Consider the following 22,711-nt stretch of genomic DNA (forward strand, 5'->3'; position numbering starts at 1 on the left):
CACACCGGACAGGCCCAGCACAGTGCAGGCAGCCGGCACCGCACCGCCCCACGCAGCAGGCAGGAAGTCCCACCCCTTGTCGAAGAACCGTCGCCGCCGCCCCCACGGCAGGCACAGCACCGTACGCAACGTCCCCCTGCGCACCCACTGGCTGTTGCTGACCACCCTGGTGCTCACCCTTTCGGCGGCGCTGCTCCTCCAGGGCTACACCCAGCACCTGTTCGACTCCACCCCCGACGGGGCTCACCGTGAGCAGGATCCGGGGACGTCCGTACCGGCGGAGATCAGCTCCGGCGGGCCGGTGATCGAGGGGAAGGCGGCCCGCACCGCTGCCCCGGCGGCCCGCACGATCGCTCTGACCTTCGACGACGGCCCCGACCCCGTCTGGACCCCGAAGATCCTCGACGTGCTGCGCCGCAACGCCGTGCCCGCGACCTTCTTCACCGTCGGCACCCGGGTCGCCGAGAATCCCGACCTCGCCCGCCGGATCGTCGACGAGGGCCACCAGATCGGCCTGCACAGCTTCACCCACACCGATCTCGGCGCCGCCTCCGCCTGGCGGCGTTCCCTGGAACTGCGCGAGACCCAGCTCGTCATCGCCGGCGCCACCGGCGTCACCACGCCGCTGCTGCGCCCGCCGTACTCCTCCACCGGCAAGGCGCTCGACGACGCCGACTGGAGCGCCGTCGTCCAGGCCGGGCAGGAGGGGTACCTGACCGTCCTGACGACCCTGGACAGCGAGGACTGGCGACGCCCGGGCGTGGAACAGATCGTCGCCGGCGCCACCCCCAAGGACACCGCCGGGCAGATCGTGCTCCTGCACGATGCGGGCGGAGACCGCACGCAGACAGTCGCCGCGCTCGAAGAGCTCGTGCCGCGGCTGAAGGCCTCCGGCTGGACGTTCGCCACGGTGGGCGATGCGGTCGCCCTCCGGGGGGCCGTGCAGCCCGCCGCGACCACGGACCGGTGGCAGGGCCTCGCCCTGATCACCGCGATCCGTACCAGCGACTGGATCCTCGAAGCCCTCATGTGGCTGCTGTGGGCAGCGGGCGCGATCAGCCTGCTGCGTGCGGTCGCCGTCTTCGTCGCCGCACGCCGGCACGTACGGATGCGCCGCAGGCCCTGGGGCGCTCCGGTCACCGAACCCGTGAGCGTCATCGTCCCCGCATACAACGAGAGCGCCGGCATCGAGGCGGCCGTCCGCTCCCTCGTGGCCTCCGACCACCAACTCGAGGTCATCGTCGTCGACGACGGCTCCACGGACGGCACCGCCGACATCGCCGAGGCCCTCCGGCTGCCCGGCGTACGGGTCATCCGGCAGCAGAACGCCGGAAAGCCGGCCGCCCTCAACACGGGTATCGCGGCCGCCTCCTGCAATCTGCTCGTCATGGTCGACGGCGACACCGTCTTCGAACCGGACGCCGTCCGCATGCTCGTCCAGCCCTTCGCCCAGCGCCGGGTGGGCGCGGTCTCCGGCAACGCCAAGGTGGTCAACCGGGGCGGGCTGCTCGGACGCTGGCAGCACATCGAGTACGTCGTCGGCTTCAACCTCGACCGCCGCCTGTTCGACCTCGCCGAGTGCATGCCCACCGTGCCCGGCGCCGTCGGCGCGTTCCGCCGCGAGGCACTGCTGCGGGTCGGCGGTGTCAGCGACACCACCCTGGCCGAGGACACCGACCTCACCATGGCCCTGTGCCGGGACGGCTGGCGCGTTGTCTACGAGGAGCGGGCCAAGGCCTGGACGGAAGCGCCCGCCTCGCTCGGTGCCCTGTGGAAGCAGCGTTACCGGTGGTGCTACGGCACCCTCCAGGCCATGTGGAAGCACCGGGGCGCCCTCGCCCAGCGGGGGCAGGCCGGCAAGCTCGGGCGACGCGGTCTGGTCTACCTGCTGATGTTCCAGGTCCTGCTGCCACTGCTCGCGCCCGTCGTGGACGTCTTCGCCGTCTACGGCCTGGTCTTCCTCGACCCCCTGCGCATCCTCGGCCTGTGGACGGCGTTCCTGCTCCTCCAGGTCCTGATGGGCCTGTACGCGTTCCGCCTGGACGGGGAGCGGCCGGGCCCGCTGTGGAGCCTGCCGCTGCAACAGTTCGTCTACCGCCAGCTCATGTACCTGGTGGTGATCCAGTCCGTCTTCACCGCCGTCGCCGGCTCCCGACTGCGCTGGCAGCGGATGGAGCGCTACGGCAGCCTGCAGGTACCCGCCACTCCCTCCGAGCCGCTGACCGCGGTGCCGTCCCGGCCCTCCGCCCCTCCGTACGGCCGCCCGCCCGCGCCCGGGGCGCCGCAGGTTGCCGGGGCTTGGGACGGTCCCGCGGCGGAGCCGCACGGCGGCTACGAGGCGGACCCGGCCTGGGCGCCCCACGCCTCGGCACCGATCCCGCACAGCCCGCAGGACCACATCTGGCCCTCACAGGTGCACCGCGACCTGTAGTCAGGGCCCGTCGTCCCCGGCCCGCGCGAGGGCCAGCACCCCCGCGCAGATCAGGGCGATGCCCAGCAGCCGGGGGAGCAACCACCAGCCCGACCGCAGGTGTTCCTCGTAGAGGACCACCCCCGGCACGTCCTGATGTACGCCGGCGAGCGGGCGGACCGACCCGCGTCCGAGCACCGCGAACCCCAAAGCCGCTGACCGCCGCCCTGCTGAACGGCCTCCTGGGCCCGAATCGAAACGCCGCCGCTGCTGGCCGCCGCCCGACTCGAAGGAGCCGTGCACCTGGCGATCGCCGAAGCCGTGCGTTCGGCCCCGGGCGGGAGCGGCCGTTCCAGAGGTCTGGAACGGCACCTGATGGGCTGAATGTTCGGCTTGGGTGGCCGTGATCCGTCTGTCCGGGTGGCCCCGGATGATCTACAGTGACTTTCTGTCACGGCCTGTAACTGTCGGTTGTGTGTGCTGCTCCGTGGTGATGGCCTCAGGGATGGATTCGATCGAGGAGAAGGGGACGCCGTGAGCAACTTCCAGACGACTGCTCCGTCCGACCTTCGCGCGGACATCAGGTACCGCGATGACGGCAAGTACACGATGTACGGGATCAGCCTGCGCTGGCAGATCGGGGACAACGCCCCCGATCATGAGGCCTGGCCACCACCGGCGGACTGGAACGAGGGCGACGCGCCCTACCCGCACCTGTACGAGGTGTGGCTCAACGACGAGCTGCGGCAGACGGTCTTCCTCCACTGGTCTTCATGGAACTGGATGCAGTCCAACTCCCACTGGGTCGACCTGGGGGACGAGGAGCCGACAGGGCAGCTCCATGTCAAGATCCGTGCCAAGGCAGGCGATCAGTTCACGCCGTTCACCAATGTGGTCGCCATCGGCTCGGAGCGGGCCGGCCTGGAGAAGTGGGCGGTGCGCCTGCCCCGCGAGAAGACACCTGAGACCGGCCCGGTGGATCCGCGGCACGGCACGGCCAACCACCCGCGCAGCCGGGCCGGCGCCGCGATCCGGGACCTGGACCCCTCACGGATCTGCGCCGAGGCGCGCCGCGTCAACACCAGCACCGACTGGCACGAAGTGGTGCCGGGGGCTGACAGGATGCTCGCCGACTACCCGTGGAACGACGCGCAGAAGTACCTGGAGTACCGCAAGTTCTTCGAGGGCAGCACCCTTGCGTCCGCGGGGAACCCGGCGTTCCGCGGTCTGGATCTGGCCCCGGACGACACCCTCGGGGACTGGCCCGTGACGGAACTGGACACCTCGGCCCCCACCCAGACCTTCACCTACGACTACATGGCGTATCACCAGGGCGAGAGCTGGTCCCACCGGTGGTTCATCACCCGCCCCGGCTGGGTTCCCTCGGAAGGCCTGAGCTGGAAGGACCTGGAGCCGATTCCCTTCCTGGTCGAGGTGCACGGTGCGCCCCGGGAAGAGGAATCCACCGCTTGGGAGTTCGCCTCAATCCCGCGCCGGACCGGCCGGGCGGCGATCGTGGACATCTGGGGCGGCCACGGAGGACCGGACACCCCGAACGGTGAGAACGGCGGCATGACCGGCGAGTTCTTCCTGTCCGTGTCCGACGTGATCCTGCGGTAGCCGAGCCACCGCACCTCCTGATCGACCGCCTCCTCCAGGCGGTCGATCCCCGGCGGTCGGTCCCGGGCGGGAGCGCGCTACCCGGCCAGTCCACGCCCAGCTCGGCCAGAGTGGCACGCTGCGCCTGGTCGAGCCGGTCGTGGCGCTGCTTCTGATTGGCCGGCCACACCCCGACGCGGCGAATGTCCCCGTCCGGCATCTCCTGCACACCGGCCCGCCCCGGCAGGGCGCCCTCCCGCGCGATGTACTGCTGGAGGGTCTGGAGACCCCTCTGGAACGCCTCGCCGCCCGCGCGCGGCCCGCACACCGCAGCCGTCTAAGCCGCCGCCTGGCGGGCGAGTGGGGCCTTCTTCACGCCGAGTTCGCCGAGCCAGCGCCGCTGCTCCTCGTTCAGCCGGTCCCAGCCCTGCTGTTGGGTGGCCAGCCACCGGCCGATGTCCTCGCCGTGCCGCGTCACCCCCGGCACGATCGCGGTCAGGCGGGCGCCTCCGGCCAGGAGCTGGGCGAGGCAGGCGTAGCGCCGCTGCCAGCCGACCGTCCACCCCAGCACCCCCGGGTTCCAGTCCGGGGCGATCGCTGCGAGCGCCGCGGTCCGTCCGCTTCGCCCGTACGGGGTCCATGCCCAGCCCGCCCGGGCGGCGGATGTTCGATAGATACCGCCCGACCTGGATGTCGGGGATGATGGCCCCCCCGTGGGGCTGCGAGGGTCCCGTGGAGCTCGTAGTAGGTGCGGGCGGCGGCGAGGTTGGTCTCGAACCCGTGGTCGGCGGTGTCCCAGACGATCCCCAGCTCCTCCAGCCCGGCCGCGCGCTCGCCGGTCATGGCCCCGGCCCGGAACATGCGCCGCTGATCCGACAGCCACCGCCCCAGCGGGAACGCCCCCACCACCTCGACGTGCTCGTAGGGGACGTCGAGGTGCCCCTCACGCTGCCGGTAGCGGTACGCGGCATCGGTAGGGGCCTGCCTGTCCCGTTGCCAGGGGGCAGGCTGCGCGGGTGCTCTCCGGCATGGGCGGGGGCGGCTGTCAAGACACGAATTTCGGGGACATGACGGGGCGACTGGGGTGGCATTCATTTGAAGCAGGTGCTCTTCGGGGAAATCCTCGGGCGAGATGGGGCCGAAATCCCACCCCTCCTGATGACTTGGGGAGAATTCCGATGTTCAAGATTTCCAACCGTCGTGTCGTGCTGGGCGCTGCTGCTGTGGCGCTGATCGGTGGGGGTGTGGCGCTGCCGGCGACCGGTGCGCGGCGATGCGGGCGCAGCTCAGTGGGGCGGAGGCGGCAGACGCGACGCCGGGGGTGGCCGCGACGACCGCTGCCGCGGTCAGTACGACGTGCCGCAGCGGTCTTGGACAACGTGAACTTGTTCTTGAACACGGTTCCTTCACTGTTTTCGGGCATGCGGCAGCGGTACGCCGATGCGGGGGTTGGGGGTTGCGGGGCTTGTGGGGTGCGCCAGGTCAGCGGGAGCCGGCCCGGATTCCCTGTCGCGCCGGGTCGTGCTGCGGCGTGACCTGGTCGAGCAGGGCCAGCGTGGTCCGCGCAGTCGAGTGGGCCTCGGTGGTGGCGACCACGATGTTCTGCCCCTGGTCCGGACCCAGGCCCTGACTCAGGGTCTGTTGGGTGACGGTCAGCGGGCCGACCAGCGGGTGCCGCATCTCGTAGGTCGCGACGGCGCACGCCGTGACGCGGTGGTCGGCCCACATCGAGGCGAACTCCGCGCTCTTCGAGCTCAGTTCACCCACGAGCGCGTGGAGCGTAGTGTCGTCCGGGTGCCGGCCCGCCACCAGGCGCAGATTCCCCACCACGGCCCTGGCCTTGGCAGGCCAGTCGGCGTACAGGTCACGGGTGTGCGCGTCGAGGAACACCAGCCGGGCCATGTTCGGCTGATCCGCCGGCCGGTCCGGGGCGCCCGGGTCCAGGTGTCCGGCGAACAGCGCGTGGCCCAGCCGGTTCCATGCCAGGACGTCACTGCGGCGGCCGGTCACGATGGCCGGGACGTGGGCCAGTGCCTCCAGCAGCTGGCCGGTCGCCTCCGTCACCCGCTCCGGGGCGGGCCGACGGCCTCGGCCTGAGTCCGTGGCCGACGACCGGGCCAGGTCGTGCAAGTGCAGGCGCTCGGCCTCCTCCAGCCGCAGGGCCCGGGCGATCGCGTCCAGCACCTGCGGTGAGGCGTTCAAGGACTGCCCCTGTTCCAGCCGGGTGTAGTACGAGACGCTGACACCCGCCAGCGACGCCAGCTCCTCTCGTCGAAGACCCGGCACACGGCGCCGCTCCCCGTAGCCGGGTATACCGAGATCCTCCGGTTGCAGCTGCGAGCGCCGCGTCTGCAGGAACTCCCCGAGCCGCACTTTTCCGTTCATGGATCCGAGTATGGGCCGGGCCCGACCGCACAGCCTGACCCTGGCGCGGATAGGCACCAGCGGGTCTGGCTGCCCGGCGGGAGCGGTGGTGACGTAGGCATTGCCGACATGACCCCACCACACCTGTCCAGGAGGACACCTTGCACGCCAGCGCCACCACCAGCGAACACGACGTCTTCGAGGTCCTGGACGCATCGGATTTCAGCTTCACCCGGCGCGCCTGGGTCGCTGCCGCGCCCGCCCGTGTCTACGACCTGGTCAGTGACGTGTCCGCCATCGGACGCTGGAGCCCCAACGCGAGCGACGTCACGTTCGACCAGGGCGCCGGCCCCCGGGTCGGTGCCTGGTTCAGCGGCCGCAACCACAAGGACGGCAAGCAGTGGACCACCCGCTCCCAGGTCGTAAGGGCCGACCCCGGCGCCTCCTTCGCCTTCGTGGTCGGCGGTGCCGAGGACGGCATCGTGCAATGGAGCTGGACCTGCCACCCCCAGGGACGTGGAACCGTCGTCGAGCAGTCCTGGCAACTCCTGCGCCTCGACCCTGTGCTCGGCGCCACCCGCGGCGACCTCGACGCCCTGCGCGACTACATGACCAGCAGCGTCGAAACCACCCTGCTCTCCCTCGCCCAGTGGATCGCCGAAACACCGGCCGGGTGAACGACCCCGCGGCGCGGTACACCTGGACCGTCTCGCGATCCGCAGGTACTCCGCAGCCCGCAAAGGCAACCGCGGCGGCCGGCCACCGGTGATCACCGACGACATTCTGCACGCCGCGCTCCGCTGCCGGGCGATCGCCCCAAATGCCGAGCACCACCTAGCCACCGCATCGACGTCCGGGGCCGCGACAACCGGTCCTGCGAGGGTGCGAACTGCCGGCCCCGGGCCACGAGGGGCCCGCCAGCCTCGCCCGCCGCCCTACGCGGCCCGGCCCGCCTGGACGCTGCTCCTCGCCGCTGTGGTGGTCCTCGCGGCAACCTGCGTCCGCATGGGGCCCTCGGCCCCGGCCGGCCTTCTCGCACCCCGGGTGGGTTTCCCCGGCCGCGGGTGCCCGAGTCGGACGAGGTCCGGTCGTACGTCGCGAGGATCTCCGAGACCGAGCGGTTCCAGGACTGATCCGCCCCGGGCAGAGCCCCCGCCCTGGCCGAGGGAGTGGTCGGAGCCTCAAGGGCGCAGGAGTGAGGCGGTGTGGACGGCTGCTGCGTATCCAGTGCCGGACAGGCAGGCCTCAGCAGGGGGCGCTTCGGTCGCTGAACAAGGTGTTCGAGAAGGGTTGACCGGCAAGATCCGAAGGAGACGACCTACCGGCTAGCGGTCGGGTCGGGAAGCGGCTTGCCCTCGCACGAGGCATCCTCGGTCGGCATCCGGCCGTCGACGAGGAAGCCCTCGACGTACGCGTCCACACAGGGGTTGTGCGACTGGTAGACGCCATGGTCGCCGCCGCCGACGGTGATCAGCCGGGATCCGGCCGTCCCCTGGTGGGCCCGCAGCGCGCCCTCGTAGTAAGTGGCCGGGTCGTGGAGCGAGTTGAGCATCATGATCGGCGGCAGCCCCCGCCCGGTGACCTGCACCCGGGGCGCCTGGGAACGCGGCCAGGCGGCGCAGACCGAGGCGAAGGTCAGCTCACGGGCCCCGGCCATCGGGTACGCGGCGCCGTCGGCCGCGCTGCGGCGGACCCAGAAGGCGCTGTCGTGGTTCCACGGGGTGTCCTGGCAGATGACGGAGAAGAAGTCTGCCGCGAACTGCGCCCCCAGCGGGTGCTTCAGCTTCTCGGCCAGGGCCTTGCGGGCGGCCGGCGGAGCCGCCTCCGGGTGCTCCAGGACATCGAGCAGCATTGCCAGATCGGGAAAGCGGTCGCCGCTGTAGATGATGGAGGTGGCGGCGGCGTCGAGGTGGTTGGGGGTGACCGTCGTCCCCTCCAAGTCCAGCGGGTGCTCGCCCAGCGCGCGCCGCAGCCGCTCGTACGAGGCTTTGGCCTCCTCGGCGGTCCGGCCCCGGTGGTACGTCGCGTCGTTCGCGGCGAGCCAGGGCAGGAAGTCCTGTTCGAACCGGCGCTGGAAGCTCATCGGCTGGCCCGTCAGGAACTTCTGCCAACTACCCGTGAAGCCGATGTTGCTGTCGAGTACCACCCGGTCGACCCGGTGCGGGAACTCGGTTGCGTAGTAGGCGCCGAGGAAGGTGGCGTACGAGGGTCCGTAGTAGGACACCTTCGACTCGCCGAGCAGCGCCCGGAACAGATCCATGTCGTGCACGGCCTGGTCGGTGGTGATGTACGGGAGCAGATCGCCCGACCGCCGCTCGCAGTCCCGTACGAAGTTCCGCGCCCGGTCCACGGTAGCGTCCACGGCCCGGCGAGAGCGGTCGCGCAGGTCGCCGCTGGTGAACAGGGCGTCCACCACGTCCTGGTCGGAGCAGACCACCTGCGTGCTGGCCCCGACCCCGCGCTGGTCGAAGCTGACGACGTCGTACGCGGCCGCCACCGTGGGCGAGTACGCCGCCAGCCCCGCCGGCCGGCCCAGCCCCGAGGCGCCCGGCCCGCCGGCCGCCATCATCAGCACGCCCCGCCGCGCGGCGGGGTCCGCAGCCCGGTGCCGGGACACCGCGACGGTCAGGTCCGCCCCCGTGCCCGGGTGGTACCAGTCGCGCGGCACCGTCATGGAGGCGCACTCCAGCGCACCGGACTGGCACGGCTGCCAGTCGAGGCGCTGCTGCGCGTACCGCGCGGGCACGGCCGGCGCGCCGCCCTTCGCCCCGGCCCCGGCGGCGCTCGCCAGCGACGCGGGCAGGGCGGCGAAAGCGAGCAGCCCGCACGCGGCGGCCGTGGCCCACCGCGCGGGCTTCTTGAAGAGGTGCATGTGAGTGGTCCCCCGGTCGGAGCGGTTCGGTACACCCCGATCCTCCGAGAACCCGGCCCACCGGACGACCACCCCACTGCCCGTATCCGGGGTGGTGCCAGCACCACCCCGGCCTGGCTAGTGCTGTGACCGCATAGGTTCGCCGGGTTGGACCGTGCGGCGTATGGCGGTTTGCGATCATGATGTGCGGTGTTGGTACGCCTTCTTGTTGACAGGAGGAGATCTGGGTGGCATTGATGTCGATCGCCATGCAGCAAGACGTATATGTCGTGGATGGCATGTTTGGTCTGGTTGATGAAGCGTGTGCGGGCGAAGGACTGCCGGACCGCCTACCAGGAAGCGATTGGGTCCATGCCAGTTCCGGCTCGGTGTTCCTGGAGACGGCTGACAGCTTGATCATCCAAGCGCGGCTGCGGGTCGAGGTGTGGGACGGATCCGCTGAGATCGATGAAGGGTACTGGCCTGATCAGGTGTGCATGTCGCTGGATCTGCCCACGGCGCGCTTCTTCGTGGATCAAAGCGACGCGGGCTCGGACAAGGGACCGCACCTATCATCGCCTGGCCGTTGGCGGCTGCGAATCAGCCGACGTGAAGCCCCTGAGGAACTTCCATGGGAGGCAGCCACAAGCGATCTCGTGGGGGCGTGCTTCCTCCTGCAGTTCTGGCCTGACGGCACCGTGACTGAGAATTGCGGTACGTCTAGTCCAATGACCGCATAGGTCCGCCGAGTGGGATCACGCCGCGGATTTGAGGGGGCGTCCGCCGCAACGGATGCCTTTCTTGCTGCGGATGCGGGCGCGTTTCACAGCGTTCGGCGGCCAGGACGTCGTGGTGGCGGGCGTTGGCGTTGCGCCAGCGCAGGTGAGCGTGCACGGCCCAGGTCTGAACAGTGTGGTTGGGGCGGCTGGCAGTTGGCGATGTTGAACTGTCGGAGCGGTCCGAAGTGGGCCTCGATGGCGTTGGCCCAGGACGCGTATGCCGGGGTGAAGCACAGCTCGACCTTGTTCTTCTTCGCCCAGCGGCGGATGCCGGTGCCCTTGTGGGCAGACAGGTTGTCGAGGATCACGTAGATCGGTGCGCCGTCAGGCCCGGCGGCGCGGGTCGAGTTCACCGACATCGACTACTTCGACGTCTCCTTCTGAACCTGTGACCCGCGCGTACCGGCGCCACACCCGGACGCGAGCACTCTGTCCGCTGGCTGCCACGGCCGTGTGGACGAGGCCGTGGACCGTTTTGAGGAAGTCGTGCTCGTCGAGCAGCGGGTAGTCCCAATCGGCGACGGCCAGCGCAGCCTGTGCAGCGGCTTTCTTGGCCGCCCACTGGTCCGCACGGAACGCCAGCACCCTCGCCCGCCGGCTGGTGACGACCAGCCTAGGCGGCACCCCGGTGAGCGACTTCGGCTTCGTCGCCGGCTGCGGCCGCGGCGGCTCCACCGGCTTCTTCCGAGGCGGCGGAACCTTCGGGCCCCTGGCTTCCACAACCTCGCTCATACCCCACCACGCTACGCCCGTTGACCACCGCAGCGCACCGGCATCGACCACAGTCGTCCACCGTGTACCCGTGCGAGGACACCCCGCTCGGGCCCCATCGTGGGGACCGCCGAGCCGCAGGCCGCGCAGCCCCTTGGGGGTGGGACTGTCACGGGACGCGGCCATGCGGCTGAGCGGGTGCGGCGCCGCTGGAACGGGCGGGGGCCGGCCATGCCGTTCTCGCCAGCCCGCCGTTGATCTCCAGTGAGGCAGCCGACCGCCCCCTTCCCGGGACCCACCAGCCGCTGCTCACGCCACGGCGGTGCGCTGACACCGCCTCAGGGAGGGAACCCCACCATGAGGAAGACCGCCATGATCGCCGCAGCTCGCCGAGGGCTACGGAGCCTCGCTGGTGAAGGAGGTCCGCCGCCGCGCGGGACGCTCCGAGCAGCCGACGGCCGCGATCATCGACGCGCAGTCGATCAAGGCCGCAGGGCACCAAGGTCTGGGCGGACCACGGTTACGACGGCGAACTCGTGCTCTGGAGCCGCCGGACCCTCGGCCTCGACCTGGAGATCCCCGATCACCCCGGCCGCCGCAAGAGCCAGGGCTTCAAGGCCATTCCCAAACGCTGGATAGTGGAACGCACCCTGGCGTGGATCACCAGCGGCGCCGCTGCCTGCGCGACGCCCCTGCCATGGGGGTGCGGTAGACGGGGCGGTCAGTGTTCGAGGTCGGCGCGCATGGCGGCGAAGAGGCGGGCGGCGTCGGCCGGGGTGGTGCGGGGGAAGAGTGCGACAGCGGCGGTCGTGGTGTCGGACCAGCCGCAGATGACGTCGGTGGTGTTGGCGGACTCGGGCAGGCTGAGGCACTCGAGGGATCCGCCGAATGGGCCGGGCTGGTACGGCTTGGCGGTGGTGGGGGTGCCGGTGGAGCCGTTCTGCAGCGCGTAGTCGATCAGGCCGCGCCAAAGGTGCTCGCGACGCTTGTTCGGGTCCTCGGGAACGCCGTCGACGCCAACGAAAAGGATGCGGCGGCCGGAGGTCTGCCCGGCACGGTTGTAGTCAGCGACCACCAGGTGCATGCCGTCACGCATCTCGCCCGGGTCAACCGGGACATCGGAGACCGCGCTGGCACCGGTGGCCTTGGTGAGCCCGCCGGCGGTGGCGGCCTCGGCCAGCGTGTGCTTGCCCGAACCGGCGGGCGAGTTGGAGGAGGCGGGCGCGGAGACAGTGGCGGAGGCGGCGGGAGGGGCGGGAGGAGCGGGAGGGGCTTCGGCTTCGGCTGCGGGGTCGCAGGCGGTCAGCGTCAGCGTGGTTGCGAGGGCGATCGTGGCGAGGAGGGTGCGGGGACCAAGGATGGGCATGGCAGCGTCTCCCGGGGTGTGGTGGTCGGCTGGGCTGCTGGGCCCAATGGCCGCACGCTAGTGGCCGACTGGGCGGGCGGGTGCCCCGAACCCAGTTCCCTTACAGCACCGGGACATGGTGGTGACGCAAGAGCCTGGTGATGACGGGCCCGGTGGTTCGAGTGTTGCGGGACGCGGCCGGTAGGCGCTGGACGGGGGAGCGGTGGTGATGACGGGCAGGCGGCGCTGTACCGGCGCCGCTGTGCCGGCGGGGACGGCGGCGCGTGCGGCTCGTGGGCCGACAGGGCCGGGTACGAGACCGTCGTCCTGTCCTTGTGCCTGCTGGCCGCAACGGTGGCGCTGGCCAGCGCGTGGCGCGGGTGCCCTGTACCCTCCGCGCCCCCGCTCCGCCGGCGCCGGACACCGCTGGGCGGCCGGAGGGCTCGGCCCGCCGGGAGGCGGACCGGGAGCGGTCGCTGCGCCTGCTGCAGGCGATCGACGAAGCCGGCGCCGACAACGCCGGCATGGCGGGGGTGTGGCCGGAGTTCGGGCGGATCGCCCTCCACAGCGTTGCAGGACTCCCGGGCCGCGAGAACCCGCCGCCGGGCCACGGCTACCCGCTCCTGTGCGGAGCGCCATGGGGTGGGGTCGGGGATGTGGAGGTCCGTGAACCGGTTCACGGAGCGGTGCGGGGGTGCGGGGGTGCGGGGGTGCGGGGCCGGGAATGCGGACAGGGCCAGCCCGGCGGGCGCGGGTCGGCCCTGTCGCGTGCAACATGCGCGCGGCAACGCGGTGCTGCTGTGTCCCTGTCTGCGAAGTCATCCTCGGCCGCGGCGACCGGGCCGTGCCCTGGAGCAGCTGAGGGTGCACCCGGCCGCGCACTCGCAGATGGTGTCGCTGGTCATGGACATCCTGCCGGCGCGGGAAGCGGGTCTCCTGGTCGGCTCACGCCAGTGGCAGCTGCCGGCCGCCCGCATGCAGAACATCCGCGAGAGCGACAGCACACACACCGTCGCCCAGCACCTGAACCGCCTGACGGCCGACACCTCCTGGAAGCAGGCCACCGGCACGGCCCTGATGGGCCGCCTCGTGGACGCCACCCTCCACGCCCTCACCACGCCGCTGACCGCACGGCCCGCGCCCGCGTCCCGGCTGTGGGTCTCCCCGATGACGGCCCGCTGCCGCTCCACCACCCCCACCCCCACCGTGGGCCCCCGGACAGACGCCACCGCAGCGGCCGCGGCTTCGGCGCGGGCCGCTGGGAGTCAATGCCAGCAGGACGGCCGGACGCGGAGCAGCTCGGTCCGCAGCACGGGTGTGCCGTCGACCGGTGCCGGGTCCTCCGCGGTCGGCTCGATTCCTCCGGCGGCGGTTTTGTCGAGTGTTGCCAGGCCGTCGGAGCCGACCGTGCCGAACACCGTGTAGTTCGGGCGTAGTGCGGAGTCGCCGTAGACGACGAAGAACTGTGAGCCGTTCGTGTCCGGACCGGCGTTGGCCATCGCCAGCAGGCCGCGCCCGTACAGACGGCGCGCGCCGGTCGGATCGGTCGGTGCGGGTGGCAAATCCACCGGCAGCTCGTCCTTGTACTTGTACCCGGGCCCTCCCTCACCGGTCCCGGTCGGGTCGCCGCACTGCAGGACCTTCAGCGTCGGATACGCCGTCAGACGGTGGCACACCGTCCGGTCGTAGAACCCATGCCGTGCCAGGTGCAGGAAACTCTGGACCGTGCACGGCGCCTTGGCCTGGTCCAAACGCAGCGGGAGCGGACCCTGGCTGGTCGGAACAGCCATGTCAACCGTGCCACGGCTAGGGGTGCGCCGCGGGTCAGGCGGCAGCGGAACATGACGTGCGGGCGGCTCGTCCGGGGTCTGTGTGTACTGGCAAGGGCCGTGCGTGGTGCGCGGCGGAGCGCCGTCGGAAGCGGTGGCGGCACTTCCCCCGGACACAACTAACGTCACGGCCGCAAATGCGCTGATCAGTGCTCGATTCATCTTGCGCGCCCTCCTGATGATCGCCAGGTTTTGGAGCGGTCGCAGTCTAGGGCGTGGTGTGGTCGGCGGGAATGGCCAACGACAGGAGGCCGGCGAGGGGCGCTGGTCCAGGACCGCAGTGGTCGGACCTGGTGGCGGCCGCCGGGCAGCGCCCCGGCGGCCTGGTCCTCAAGCGAGCTCGTCGTCTGGCACACCGCGGTCGGCCGGCTGTCGTTCCAGGCGTTGCAGCGCCGCCGCCCGCGCCCGCAGCGCCCCGGCCCTGGCCGCCCGGCGGCCGACCTAATTCATCTCCTTCGACCTCTCGCAGCTCGAAGCGAGCAGCTTCTACGGCGGCCTTACACCGCGGTCCGGCAGACTGCCACCACGACGGACGATGAGAGACCGCCCTGCACACGGCGGCGGCCAGCCCAGCGGCCGGGAGCGGGGTGGGGGCACCCCCGCCCCGGCGCTGCGCCCGTATGGGGCCGAGAGGAAGGCAATGCAGCTGGTGGGGGACATCGATGACGCCCTGCTCCGTGCGGACCGGGAAGGGTTCACGCGGGACCCGCCCAAGACCCTGAAGGGCCGGATCAACTTCCTGCTGAAGCAGCTGAAGACGACCCGCGCGGTCGCCGCGGAGCTCGGGGTCAGCCAGCGGTCGGTGGAGCGTTACCGCAAGGGCGACCGCAAGACCCCGCCCAGGCCTGTCGCGGACCGTATCGACGCGGCCGTGCGGGCGCGCTGGCAGCCGGTGGTACGGGGCCGGCGCCGCAAGGAGGCCGCCGCCAGCACCGGCATCACGGTGGAGACCCGGGCCCGCTTCGGCTACACCGCCCCCGTCGGCGCCACCGACGACGGCCGGGTGCGCCGCCTCACCGTCCACCTCCCCGCCGTCTACGCCCAGCGTCTGTTCGATGCCCGCGCCCGGGGCGCCGCCGACCGTGAACTGCGCGCGATCGTCGCCGAGGGCTTGCAGGAGATCTACTTCAAGGACGGCGGGACCCGGGCCGACCAGCTCCGGGTCGAGTTCACCGACATCGACTACTTCGACGTCTCCTTCTGAACCCCGCCGCCGGGCCACACCCCGGCAGCAGTACACCCGGACGCGAGCACTCTGGCCGGGTGGGATGCCGTCTCGTTCGAGTGCGTCAACGGCGCACTGCACCCGGCGGAGGGGTGCAATAGCCACTGCGGGGATCCGCCTTCGGATGGGCTGCTCCCAGCCCCCGTGGCGCTGCCGACCGCGGGCAGGAACCCGGCTGCCGTCACACGTCGCCGGTCACCGCCCCGGTCGGCAGCATCCAGTCCCACTCCGGCAACCGCCGGGGCAGACCGGGTTCTGGCCTGTGGTGCTACGCCAGGTGCTTCTTCGGCCGGGGTTGGGCGTCGAGGAGCGCCCACCAGGCGTGGCCGTCGTGGTCGGTGTGGCTGCCGCAGGCGTCGACGGTGCGCAGTACCGCCACCTCCGCCGGAGCGGGTCCCGCATCGTCCAGCTCGCCGGCCTGGTGGTTGAGGACCATGACGAGGATCTTGTCGTCCACGTGGACCGTCTTGAGAAAGCCGTGCTCGTGGTGGGCGAGGTGGACGCCGACGCGTTTCCCGCCGGACCGCCCGAGAAACGCTGCTCCTCGTCATCGACAGAGCCACCGGCTCGCCGAATGGGGTCGCGTGGACGACAGCAGCCGCCACGGGACCGTGACCCAGGTGCCCTCGCGGTGGCCACGCAGCCAGACGAGCCGGATGCCGTAGGCGTTCACCGCCTGGATCGGATGCCGCCTCCGCGGTAGATGGCATCCGACTGGCCGGGCGCCGGAACCAGCTACGCGCTCTGGGTCAGCAAACCGGCGTCGATGACCTCAGCGATAAGGGCGGCGCCGCGGCTGTTCTGGTGGATGTGGTCGGTCGTGAGCACGAGACCTCGCCGCCGCGAGATCGTGTCGAGGCTGCGGCGCAGCACTGCGTGCTGGACGAGGACGCCGACGACCGCTGCGGGCGTCACCTCCCGGTATGAAATCGGCGACGGGTCCGCTTGGCGCAGTTCCTCGATCTGGCGTTCGTGGAGCGGAAGGTAGGCCACCTCGTTGGTGGCGGCGACCTCGGCGATCATCCGGCTGTACGCCTGCGATGCCTGTGCCGCTGCTCCGTCGAGTTGTTGGCCGAGTACCGGTAGCGACAGCAGACCGATCGTCGCGTCGGTCTCCGCTCGCAGCCGTGCGACGACGGCTCCCAGGCACTGTTGGAACCAGCCGGCCGACGGGCGATCGGGGAGCTGTTTGCGCTTCATGGCCTGCTCGACGGGGTAGCCGGCAAGGCTCGCTCGGGCGTCGTTGGTCCCGATCAACACGGTGATCACTTCGGGTGGGTTCGTGACGACGGCATCGAGGCGCTGCAAGAGGTTGTAGGCGAAGTCGCCGTTGGCGCCGAAACGGGCAAGCTGCACGTCACCGGGAGGGTGGCGTCGTCCGAGTGGATCCAGGTAGTCGACGCTGAACTGCGCGCGGGTGAGGCTGTCGCCGAGGCACGCGATGCGTGTCGTCACGGCGCTTCCTCCGGGCTGGGCGTGCCGACGCGTTCGGTCGGGCGGGTGCCGGTCCGAGGACGGTGGTCGGTGCCGAGGGTCGCAGTGATGGCCAGGATGGACGTCGGCCCCTCCATGTCGACCACGTGCCATACCCCGGCCGGGTTGATGGTGGCCTCGCCCGGCCCGAGCAGAACGCGGTCGGGCACCCCGTCCACGTCGCGGGTGACCGTCACGGACCCGCTGAGGCAAACGACCAGTTCGTCGCCTGCAGGGTGGCTCTCCCAATGGTCGCCGAGCCCGTCGCCGTCGAAGATCATCACCATCCGGCCCTCGGCGCCGTCTGCCGCGACCGCGGCGCTGTAGGCCTGGAGCACCTCCGGGTCCCAGGTGAAGCCCGCGACGGGTTTCGCTCTCGATCCCAGTCCGAGGTGCACGGGGGTGGTCCGCAGGTCCATGGCATTGCGTTCGTGGTTGACGAGTCTCATGCCGACGATCGTCCACGACAGCGATCGGGCGGTCTTGAAGAAAAGGGAAGAGAAGCCGACGCGAAGGGCAGACGGGTGGCGGCTACCCAGCTCCGAGGAGGACTTCGCTGCGACGCCAGGCCGTCGGCGATCGGCCCGTGAACTCGCGCCAGTCCCGAACGAGATGGGCCTGGTCGGCGTAGCCGGAGACGGCTGCCACATCGCCCCACGGGAGCGGGTCCTGCACCGCCGCCAGTTCGTGCGCGTGCTCGAAGCGCAAGACTCGGGCGAAGGTCTTCGGCGACAGGCCCACCTCACCGCGAAACCGCTCGGTGAGGTACCGACGGCTCCAGCCGAGTTCCGCGGCGACCGCACCAACCTGGACGCAACCCCGCGCGGCGACGAGGCGGCGCCACGCCTCGGCTACCTCCGGGCGCACCCAGCGCACATGGTCGCCGCAGGCGCCACGACCGACAGCCCGGAGCAGCAATTCATCCAGCGCGGTGAACCGCGCCGCCCATGTCGTCGCCGATCGGAGCCGGTCGACCAGCTCGACGGCAAGCGCTCCGAGAAGCTCGTCAAGCGGGACCAGTCGGTGGGCGAGCTCGGCGGACGGCATGCCGTAGATGGCCCGGGCCCCGAGCGGTGTCAGCGATACCTGAACACCTTGCTGGCGTCCGTCGTGGTGAATCGCGACGGACCGGCACATCAGACCGCCGGCCACGCTGCCGAATCGGGTGACCGGTGACCCGTCGTCAACGCCCGCCGCCACCTCCAAAGGATCTGACAGGCTGATCACCGCAGTGAGCGCGCGGCCCGGCGGGCCGCAGTGCACCCCCGTCGGGAGCCCGCGGAGGTCGAAGCCGACATACGAGTCGACGTACTGCCGCAAGACGGGCGCCGGACGTGCACCGATCCCGGTGGCCGTGTGGTCCTCCATTTTCGTCAGTGTACGAGCCGCCCAGCCCAGGAAGATCACCATCCAAGGACTGATCACCGCCGTTTGCGGCTGGTGACGGTGACGCGGTTCTTACCGGCACCCCGTCACGCAGCGCTACATGCCCGTTGGCCGTAGCTAAACGAGAACAGGGCCTATCAGGGACCCCCGCCCCGGCAGAACTCGGCGAGTCTGCCGGGGCGAGCCGGACCGCGGCGGTTTCCGTGCGGTGGGCGGGTCGCAGATCCTGCCCCCGACGACCGCACGACGGCACGGAACGCCGCGGTCAGGAGGAGCTCGGGTCAGCGGACCTCGGTGACCCGGTGTTCCTTGAGCGCGCCACAGTTGGAGTTGTACACCTGCACGTGCACGTTGCTGATGCCCCCGCCCCAGTCGACGCAGTGGCCCTTGCCGTACACGTAGGCCGGGCCCGCGTACGACGTGTACCGGCCGTAGTCCTCGCCCCCCAGGTTTCGGGAACTTCGATCCAGAGGGCCATGTCCACGGCCGCACCCGGATTGTTGCGGATGGTCGCGACGCAGTTCTTGCCGTTCGAGGCGTTGTACGTCAGGTAGACGGTGCCCAGCGAGCCGATGGCGGCCGCGGGCTGCAGGCCGCGGGACGTTGCGCCCCCGGCGGCAGGCCGGCGAGGGCCGGCGGAGCCCAGTATTAGTCCCCGCCCGGTTGCGGCCCGTGCCCCATCAGTAGACAGTGCGCAGCGACGACACCGACCGGATGACGGCGGTGTCCTCCTGACGGCGACTGGTCGCAAGCCCGAACCGCAGGAAACCGGCGAGCGCGTTGGCCCGCGCCCGCCCAGCGCCTGGCCGGCACCGTCTGGTGTCGGCCTTCGGTGCGTTGCCGTCCGTCGGCTTCGACGACGCGCTCCGGCCAGCGCGGGCTCCGCGCAGATGTCCGGGTTGGCGATGTGATCGCGTGGATCGGCTTCACCACATCCGAGCCGCACGCGGACACGGCATCCTCACCGCCCTCGCCGCAGCAGACGTCAACTGCTGGGCGGACAAGGGCTACCAGGGTGCGGGCCCGGCTGTGTGCCCTACCGAGGCCGCTGGGAGAACCTTTCCCGCGGTGGCCAGCAGGCCGTGAACCGCTCGCAGGCCAAGATCCGAGCCCTGGTCGAACCCGCCATCGCCACCCCCAAGACCTGGCGGCTACTACGCAAGCTGCGATGCTCGACAACCCGGATCACCGGCCTCGTCCAAGCCGTCCTCACCCTCCACCTCACCTGCTCAAACCGAGGCTGGAAAAGGCTCAGTCATGTCGGCGGGCCAGTGCTGTGGCCGGACAGCGACATGTGGCCGGTCCGCCACGAGCCCCACCAGCGCGAAGCTGAGGGTTGCGCCCCGGACGAGATCCGCATCGCCCGGACCGCGGGCGAATCGCCGCGGAGCCGGCCATGCGCCCGGGCCAGCCACCCCAGGAGGAAGGACCGGTGCCCTTCGTGGGTCTCGCCCACGCCGGGCCTCGACGGGGCCGATGGCCATCTACTGCGAGTCCTGCGCGACCCCGATGCGACTGCTGCTGACCGCCGGGGGCGACGAGATGGACCGACCTGCTGGGACGTGAGCGTGGACTCGGCTGTCTGCCAAGAGCGACGCGGCGGTCGAGCAGGCCCAGACGCCGATGCCACTCGTGGCCACGGCCCGGCCCGGGCAGGAACCGCTCACCCCGTCCGCCCGTCATGTTCACGGGAGTTGCCAGAGAATCAACACCCGTTACGCTCTTCACCACCGAGGTTCGAGGAGATCCATGGTCGACACCGTCAACTCACTGGCCGCCCGTGTTCACGAACTGCTGGTTGAGGCCATGACCAATGGTCCCGCCGCGGTGGGCACCGCGGGCTTCCACGACGTCGTCGCGCGCGCCACGGCGCTCGGCCCCGACGGCACGTGGCTCGTCGCCGCCGGCCACTCGAGCCTCGGCGTCATGGCCGTCCTACGCGGAGAGGCGGACCAGGGAATCTTCCACCTCGACGCCGCGGTGGCAGCCGGTTACAACGACTGCGTGGCGCTTCACGTCGCTCCCTTGCGTCCGCTGCACGACGATCCCCGCTTCCGGGCCCTGTACCAGCGGATGCGCATCACTCAGGCGGACCTCGACGAGTTCTTCTGGCTGCACCAGGAAACGCAGCTCATGGTGCGGGACGCCCAGACAGCGGCCGTTGACAACATCGGCCGTCTCGACACGGGGGTGTCCCCGCTTCCGCAGGCCCCCATGCCGACCCGGGAACCGAACACCCTCGGCGTCCTGATCACCCGCATCGACCTCGCGGCGACCCAGACCGCACTCCAACAGGCAGCCTTGAAGGCGGAGTTCCAGCGCAGCTCCGGCAATACCAGCCTCAGTCTGATTGACGACTCGTGGGACTACGCCCGTGCTAGGCGCGACGCCTGGGACGCCGACGAGTTGGATTCCCAGCGCCTGCGGGCCGCCGAGGCCCGGGCTTTCGTCGAACGTCCCGGCGCCGGCACCATGCTCATTCCCTGCCCGCCGCTGGGCTCGATCGCATACCCGGGCTGAGGAGGACCGCACCGGCACGGTGGCCGGTGAGGCTTCTTCGCCGATTTCCGTCCGCCATTCGGGCGAGGCTGGTGAGAAGGGCTCCAGAGACCGCGACGCCCCCGTCAGCCGGCGGGGGCGCGGTGGCAGGTACTCAGGCTTCGGTCAGCCAGCCTTCTTCAAGACCGCCCAGAACAAACCCGTTCTCGAAGCGCACCTTGTATCTGATCTGAGCGCCGACTCCGGCGTCGAGCCCTCCGTGCCGGATGATCTGCTGACGGAGACTGTCGATCAGGCCGGCCGTGTGGCCATCGAACTGGACGCCGCGGACTCGCCGTTCGAATTCCGCGAGCCCGTCCTGGGCCACGCCGCTGGCTTCCTTTGCCGAGCCCGTGACGATGCCCTGCAAGCCCTCGGCCAGGCACAGCGGACCGGGGAAGCCGATCCTGGCCGCCGTGTCGTTTGCGGTGAGCTGCACATCCCTGGTCAGCTTCACCTTGGCGCCGGTCTCGTACGGCATGGGTGTACCCCCCCCTCGTTCGATCTTGGCCGTGACCATGGCAAGCGTAGTCGGGGATGCCATGGAAGGAATGGGTGTCCGGCAAGATCAGAAGCCTCAACGGCTTGCCAGGTGGGGCCCTTCGTATCGGCCTCGGCCTGCAACGCGCAGAACCCTGTTCCTGCTTCTCGTCGACATTTCCCAGAGCAGCCGCCCGCGGTCGCTCCCGGAATCCGGCTACAACCGTTTCTCTATCTGGGCCTACGTAGCCGGCCAGGACCTGACCACCGCCGGCACCTACATCGAGATGGCCTCCCGCCTCACCGAACCCATCCTCCTCGGCCCAAAGGGTGTTCCAGAAGGCTCAGGTTTGGGCATTTTGCCTGCATGGGTGGGGTGTTGCGGGCTGAGTCGGTGGGGGTGGAGACGTTCACCGGCTTGCGGATGGACCGGTTCGCGAGGCTGGTGAACGTGGTGCGGGAGCGCGGCGGGAACGGGACCGGTGGTGGCCGGCCCTGGTGCCTGCGGCTGGCTGACCGAGTCCTGTTGGTGGCGGCCTACTACCACAGGAACCTCACGATGCGGCAGCTCGCACCGCTGTTCGGGATCTCCCCGGCCGCGGTCTGCCGGGTGATCCAGCGCCTGCGGCCGCTGCTGGCGCTGGAGCCGGCCCCGAGGCCGGTCGCCGACGCGGACCGGTTGTGGATCGTGGACGGAACCCTGATCCCGGTCCGGGACCGTACGGTCGGCGCCTCATCGAGGAACTACCGGTTCTCGGCGAACGTGCAGGTCATCATCGACGCCGAAACCCGCCTGGTCGTCGCGAGCGCCCGCCCGGCCCCGGGGAACAAGGTCGACACCCACGTCTGGCGTGAGTCCGGTCTGCCAGCCGCGGCGGCCGGGACGACGGTCATCGCGGACGGCGCCTACCTGGGCACCGGCCTGATCGTCCCGCACCGCAGACGAGCCGGACGTCCCCTCCTGCGCGGCCAGGAGGAGGACAACGCCGAACACCGACGGGTCCGCGCCCGCGTCGAGCACACCTTTGTCTCATCCGGCTTGTCGGCCATGACGCCTCCTTCGTCCGTGGGCCGCCGCTGTGGCTGCCCGGCGCGGACAGACTGCGCCCGGCTCGTACAGTGCGCACGCCGAGCTCGCCCGAACGCGCGATACCCCGCTGTACCCGGCGAAGAGGGCCGCTGCGCCGCGGGTGCCCGGGACGGCAGTTCGGACTTCCTCGTCCGCCCGGACCTTCACGGCCCGGCTCCCGTCGTTCTACGTGGCGGTAGCACTCCGCCGAGGAGGAGCCGATGAGCGCCCAGCCCGACCACACCCCCGCCGCCCCGTACGCGCCCGCACCCGGGGCGCCGGCCGAACTCCTCGCCCAGCTCCGGGCCGATCGGCGCGCCGAGCGGTGGGTGCCGGCCTTCGAGCGGGAGTGGGCGTCCGCGTTGGAGGAGTCGCGCCGGACTTTCTCCTTGAACACCCTCTACGAGGTCGTCCACGTCTGGCAGGCCCGGCTCGCCTCCGCCCCCGCGGTCGACGGATTCGTGGAGTCCGGCCACGACGGGTCCGGGTTCATGGACATGGCCGAGCTGCGCGGCCGGCGGCGCCGGTGAGCCTGCCCCCGTACGCGGTCCGCCTCTCGACCCCGGCCGCGAAGGTCCTCGCCGCGAACTCCCCGAGCACGCCGAAGAGACGGTCTGGGACCTCCTCGACGCCGCCGCGGCCGACCCATGGG

Annotated in this window: 20 protein-coding genes and 4 pseudogenes; 9 read left to right on the forward strand and 15 right to left on the reverse strand. The window is 70.9% G+C overall.

All coding sequences use genetic code 11. The features are described 5' to 3' along the window. Positions 1-76: 76 nt before the first annotated feature. Positions 77-2,431 carry a glycosyltransferase gene (locus OG472_RS43305; protein ID WP_405940610.1) on the forward strand — a complete coding sequence of 785 codons (2,355 nt, stop codon included), beginning with the start codon at positions 77-79 and terminating at the stop codon, positions 2,429-2,431. On the opposite strand, the gene OG472_RS43310 is transcribed toward OG472_RS43305, so the two are convergent. Continuing rightward, a complete protein-coding gene (locus OG472_RS43310) occupies positions 2,432-2,608 on the reverse strand; it encodes a hypothetical protein (RefSeq protein WP_405826982.1) in 177 nt (58 codons plus the stop codon). A 336-nt stretch (positions 2,609-2,944) separates the two neighbouring features. On the opposite strand from OG472_RS43310, the gene OG472_RS43315 reads away from it, so the two are divergent. After that, the gene (locus OG472_RS43315) at positions 2,945-4,030 is read left to right on the forward strand and encodes a lytic polysaccharide monooxygenase auxiliary activity family 9 protein (protein ID WP_405826981.1); all 1,086 of its coding nucleotides are present in this window, start codon (positions 2,945-2,947) and stop codon (positions 4,028-4,030) included. Between the two features lie 316 nt (positions 4,031-4,346). Here OG472_RS43315 and OG472_RS43320 read toward each other — a convergent pair whose 3' ends face one another. From OG472_RS43320 to OG472_RS43330, 3 genes are all read right to left on the reverse strand, one after another. Beyond that, positions 4,347-4,580, reverse strand: coding sequence for a hypothetical protein (locus OG472_RS43320; RefSeq protein WP_405835038.1), 234 nt, complete (start codon positions 4,578-4,580; stop codon positions 4,347-4,349). Beyond that, on the reverse strand, positions 4,505-5,104 hold the full coding sequence (locus OG472_RS43325) for a helicase associated domain-containing protein (protein ID WP_405940609.1): 600 nt from the start codon (positions 5,102-5,104) through the stop codon (positions 4,505-4,507). The genes OG472_RS43320 and OG472_RS43325 overlap by 76 nt, the downstream gene beginning before the upstream one ends. Before the next feature lie 387 nt (positions 5,105-5,491). Continuing rightward, positions 5,492-6,394: a helix-turn-helix domain-containing protein gene (locus tag OG472_RS43330; protein WP_401614915.1), complete on the reverse strand. Its 903-nt coding sequence runs from the start codon at positions 6,392-6,394 to the stop codon at positions 5,492-5,494. Between the two features lie 140 nt (positions 6,395-6,534). Between OG472_RS43330 and OG472_RS43335 the strand changes: the two genes are divergently transcribed. Next, on the forward strand, positions 6,535-7,050 hold the full coding sequence (locus tag OG472_RS43335) for an SRPBCC family protein (RefSeq protein WP_401614918.1): 516 nt from the start codon (positions 6,535-6,537) through the stop codon (positions 7,048-7,050). A 641-nt stretch (positions 7,051-7,691) separates the two neighbouring features. Here the strand turns inward: OG472_RS43335 and OG472_RS43340 are convergent. Beyond that, positions 7,692-9,245, reverse strand: coding sequence for an alpha/beta hydrolase (locus tag OG472_RS43340; RefSeq protein ID WP_405826980.1), 1,554 nt, complete (start codon positions 9,243-9,245; stop codon positions 7,692-7,694). Between the two features lie 227 nt (positions 9,246-9,472). On the opposite strand from OG472_RS43340, the gene OG472_RS43345 reads away from it, so the two are divergent. After that, positions 9,473-9,964 carry a hypothetical protein gene (locus OG472_RS43345; protein ID WP_405826979.1) on the forward strand — a complete coding sequence of 164 codons (492 nt, stop codon included), beginning with the start codon at positions 9,473-9,475 and terminating at the stop codon, positions 9,962-9,964. A gap of 15 nt (positions 9,965-9,979) precedes the next feature. On the opposite strand, the pseudogene OG472_RS43350 reads toward OG472_RS43345, so the two are convergent. From OG472_RS43350 to OG472_RS43365, 4 genes and pseudogenes are all read right to left on the reverse strand, one after another. Then, positions 9,980-10,359: pseudogene (locus OG472_RS43350) on the reverse strand (transposase); the annotation flags it as partial. Beyond that, positions 10,328-10,735: a hypothetical protein gene (locus OG472_RS43355; RefSeq protein ID WP_405826978.1), complete on the reverse strand. Its 408-nt coding sequence runs from the start codon at positions 10,733-10,735 to the stop codon at positions 10,328-10,330. The pseudogene OG472_RS43350 and the gene OG472_RS43355, both read right to left, overlap by 32 nt. A 700-nt stretch (positions 10,736-11,435) precedes the next feature. Further along, complete coding sequence (locus OG472_RS43360) at positions 11,436-12,080, reverse strand: hypothetical protein (RefSeq protein ID WP_405826977.1); 645 nt, start codon at positions 12,078-12,080, stop codon at positions 11,436-11,438. 1,244 nt (positions 12,081-13,324) lie between these two features. Continuing rightward, complete coding sequence (locus OG472_RS43365) at positions 13,325-13,849, reverse strand: peptidylprolyl isomerase (RefSeq protein ID WP_405826976.1); 525 nt, start codon at positions 13,847-13,849, stop codon at positions 13,325-13,327. Between the two features lie 688 nt (positions 13,850-14,537). On the opposite strand from OG472_RS43365, the gene tpg reads away from it, so the two are divergent. After that, positions 14,538-15,092, forward strand: coding sequence for a telomere-protecting terminal protein Tpg (tpg, locus tag OG472_RS43370; protein ID WP_405834720.1), 555 nt, complete (start codon positions 14,538-14,540; stop codon positions 15,090-15,092). 289 nt (positions 15,093-15,381) lie between these two features. On the opposite strand, the gene OG472_RS43375 is transcribed toward tpg, so the two are convergent. The 5 genes and pseudogenes from OG472_RS43375 to OG472_RS43395 all read right to left on the reverse strand — a co-directional run bounded on the left by OG472_RS43375 (position 15,382) and on the right by OG472_RS43395 (position 18,663). Further along, on the reverse strand, positions 15,382-15,570 hold the full coding sequence (locus OG472_RS43375; RefSeq protein ID WP_405826975.1) for a hypothetical protein: 189 nt from the start codon (positions 15,568-15,570) through the stop codon (positions 15,382-15,384). Between the two features lie 278 nt (positions 15,571-15,848). Continuing rightward, positions 15,849-16,568, reverse strand: a complete 720-nt coding sequence (locus OG472_RS43380) for an SGNH/GDSL hydrolase family protein (RefSeq protein ID WP_405826974.1) — start codon at positions 16,566-16,568, stop codon at positions 15,849-15,851. Beyond that, a complete protein-coding gene (locus tag OG472_RS43385; protein ID WP_405826973.1) occupies positions 16,565-17,035 on the reverse strand; it encodes a cupin domain-containing protein in 471 nt (156 codons plus the stop codon). Before OG472_RS43385 ends, OG472_RS43380 begins: the two co-directional genes overlap by 4 nt. A gap of 82 nt (positions 17,036-17,117) precedes the next feature. Continuing rightward, the gene (locus OG472_RS43390; protein WP_405826972.1) at positions 17,118-17,954 is read right to left on the reverse strand and encodes a helix-turn-helix domain-containing protein; all 837 of its coding nucleotides are present in this window, start codon (positions 17,952-17,954) and stop codon (positions 17,118-17,120) included. Positions 17,955-18,253: 299 nt separating this feature from the next. After that, positions 18,254-18,663: pseudogene (locus OG472_RS43395) on the reverse strand (spore-associated protein). 233 nt (positions 18,664-18,896) lie between these two features. On the opposite strand from OG472_RS43395, the pseudogene OG472_RS43400 reads away from it, so the two are divergent. After that, positions 18,897-19,207: pseudogene (locus tag OG472_RS43400) on the forward strand (transposase family protein); the annotation flags it as partial. A 514-nt stretch (positions 19,208-19,721) separates the two neighbouring features. Continuing rightward, a complete protein-coding gene (locus OG472_RS43405; protein WP_405826971.1) occupies positions 19,722-20,492 on the forward strand; it encodes a hypothetical protein in 771 nt (256 codons plus the stop codon). A 133-nt stretch (positions 20,493-20,625) separates the two neighbouring features. On the opposite strand, the gene OG472_RS43410 is transcribed toward OG472_RS43405, so the two are convergent. Then, positions 20,626-20,991 carry a hypothetical protein gene (locus OG472_RS43410; protein ID WP_405826970.1) on the reverse strand — a complete coding sequence of 122 codons (366 nt, stop codon included), beginning with the start codon at positions 20,989-20,991 and terminating at the stop codon, positions 20,626-20,628. Positions 20,992-21,357: 366 nt separating this feature from the next. Here OG472_RS43410 and OG472_RS43415 point away from each other — a divergent pair. Then, positions 21,358-22,011, forward strand: a pseudogene (locus OG472_RS43415) (transposase family protein); the annotation flags it as partial. Between the two features lie 269 nt (positions 22,012-22,280). Next, positions 22,281-22,589, forward strand: coding sequence for a DUF6247 family protein (locus tag OG472_RS43420; protein WP_405826969.1), 309 nt, complete (start codon positions 22,281-22,283; stop codon positions 22,587-22,589). The last annotated feature ends 122 nt before the right edge of the window (positions 22,590-22,711 follow it).

The sequence above is a fragment of the Streptomyces sp. NBC_00207 genome (assembly GCF_045160965.1).
Lineage (GTDB): Bacteria > Actinomycetota > Actinomycetes > Streptomycetales > Streptomycetaceae > Streptomyces.

Excerpts from the sequence above, each read along its gene's own strand:
- OG472_RS43325 (WP_405940609.1), bottom strand. The coding sequence starts at position 5,104 with ATGAATGCCACCCCAGTCGCCCCGTCATGTCCCCGAAATTCGTGTCTT.
- OG472_RS43330 (WP_401614915.1), bottom strand. The coding sequence starts at position 6,394 with ATGAACGGAAAAGTGCGGCTCGGGGAGTTCCTGCAGACGCGGCGCTCG.
- OG472_RS43340 (WP_405826980.1), bottom strand. The coding sequence starts at position 9,245 with ATGCACCTCTTCAAGAAGCCCGCGCGGTGGGCCACGGCCGCCGCGTGC.
- OG472_RS43355 (WP_405826978.1), bottom strand. The coding sequence starts at position 10,735 with ATGAGCGAGGTTGTGGAAGCCAGGGGCCCGAAGGTTCCGCCGCCTCGG.
- OG472_RS43360 (WP_405826977.1), bottom strand. The coding sequence starts at position 12,080 with ATGCCCATCCTTGGTCCCCGCACCCTCCTCGCCACGATCGCCCTCGCA.
- OG472_RS43365 (WP_405826976.1), bottom strand. The coding sequence starts at position 13,849 with ATGGCTGTTCCGACCAGCCAGGGTCCGCTCCCGCTGCGTTTGGACCAG.
- OG472_RS43385 (WP_405826973.1), bottom strand. The coding sequence starts at position 17,035 with ATGAGACTCGTCAACCACGAACGCAATGCCATGGACCTGCGGACCACC.
- OG472_RS43390 (WP_405826972.1), bottom strand. The coding sequence starts at position 17,954 with ATGGAGGACCACACGGCCACCGGGATCGGTGCACGTCCGGCGCCCGTC.
- OG472_RS43405 (WP_405826971.1), top strand. The coding sequence starts at position 19,722 with ATGGTCGACACCGTCAACTCACTGGCCGCCCGTGTTCACGAACTGCTG.
- OG472_RS43410 (WP_405826970.1), bottom strand. The coding sequence starts at position 20,991 with ATGCCGTACGAGACCGGCGCCAAGGTGAAGCTGACCAGGGATGTGCAG.
- OG472_RS43420 (WP_405826969.1), top strand. The coding sequence starts at position 22,281 with ATGAGCGCCCAGCCCGACCACACCCCCGCCGCCCCGTACGCGCCCGCA.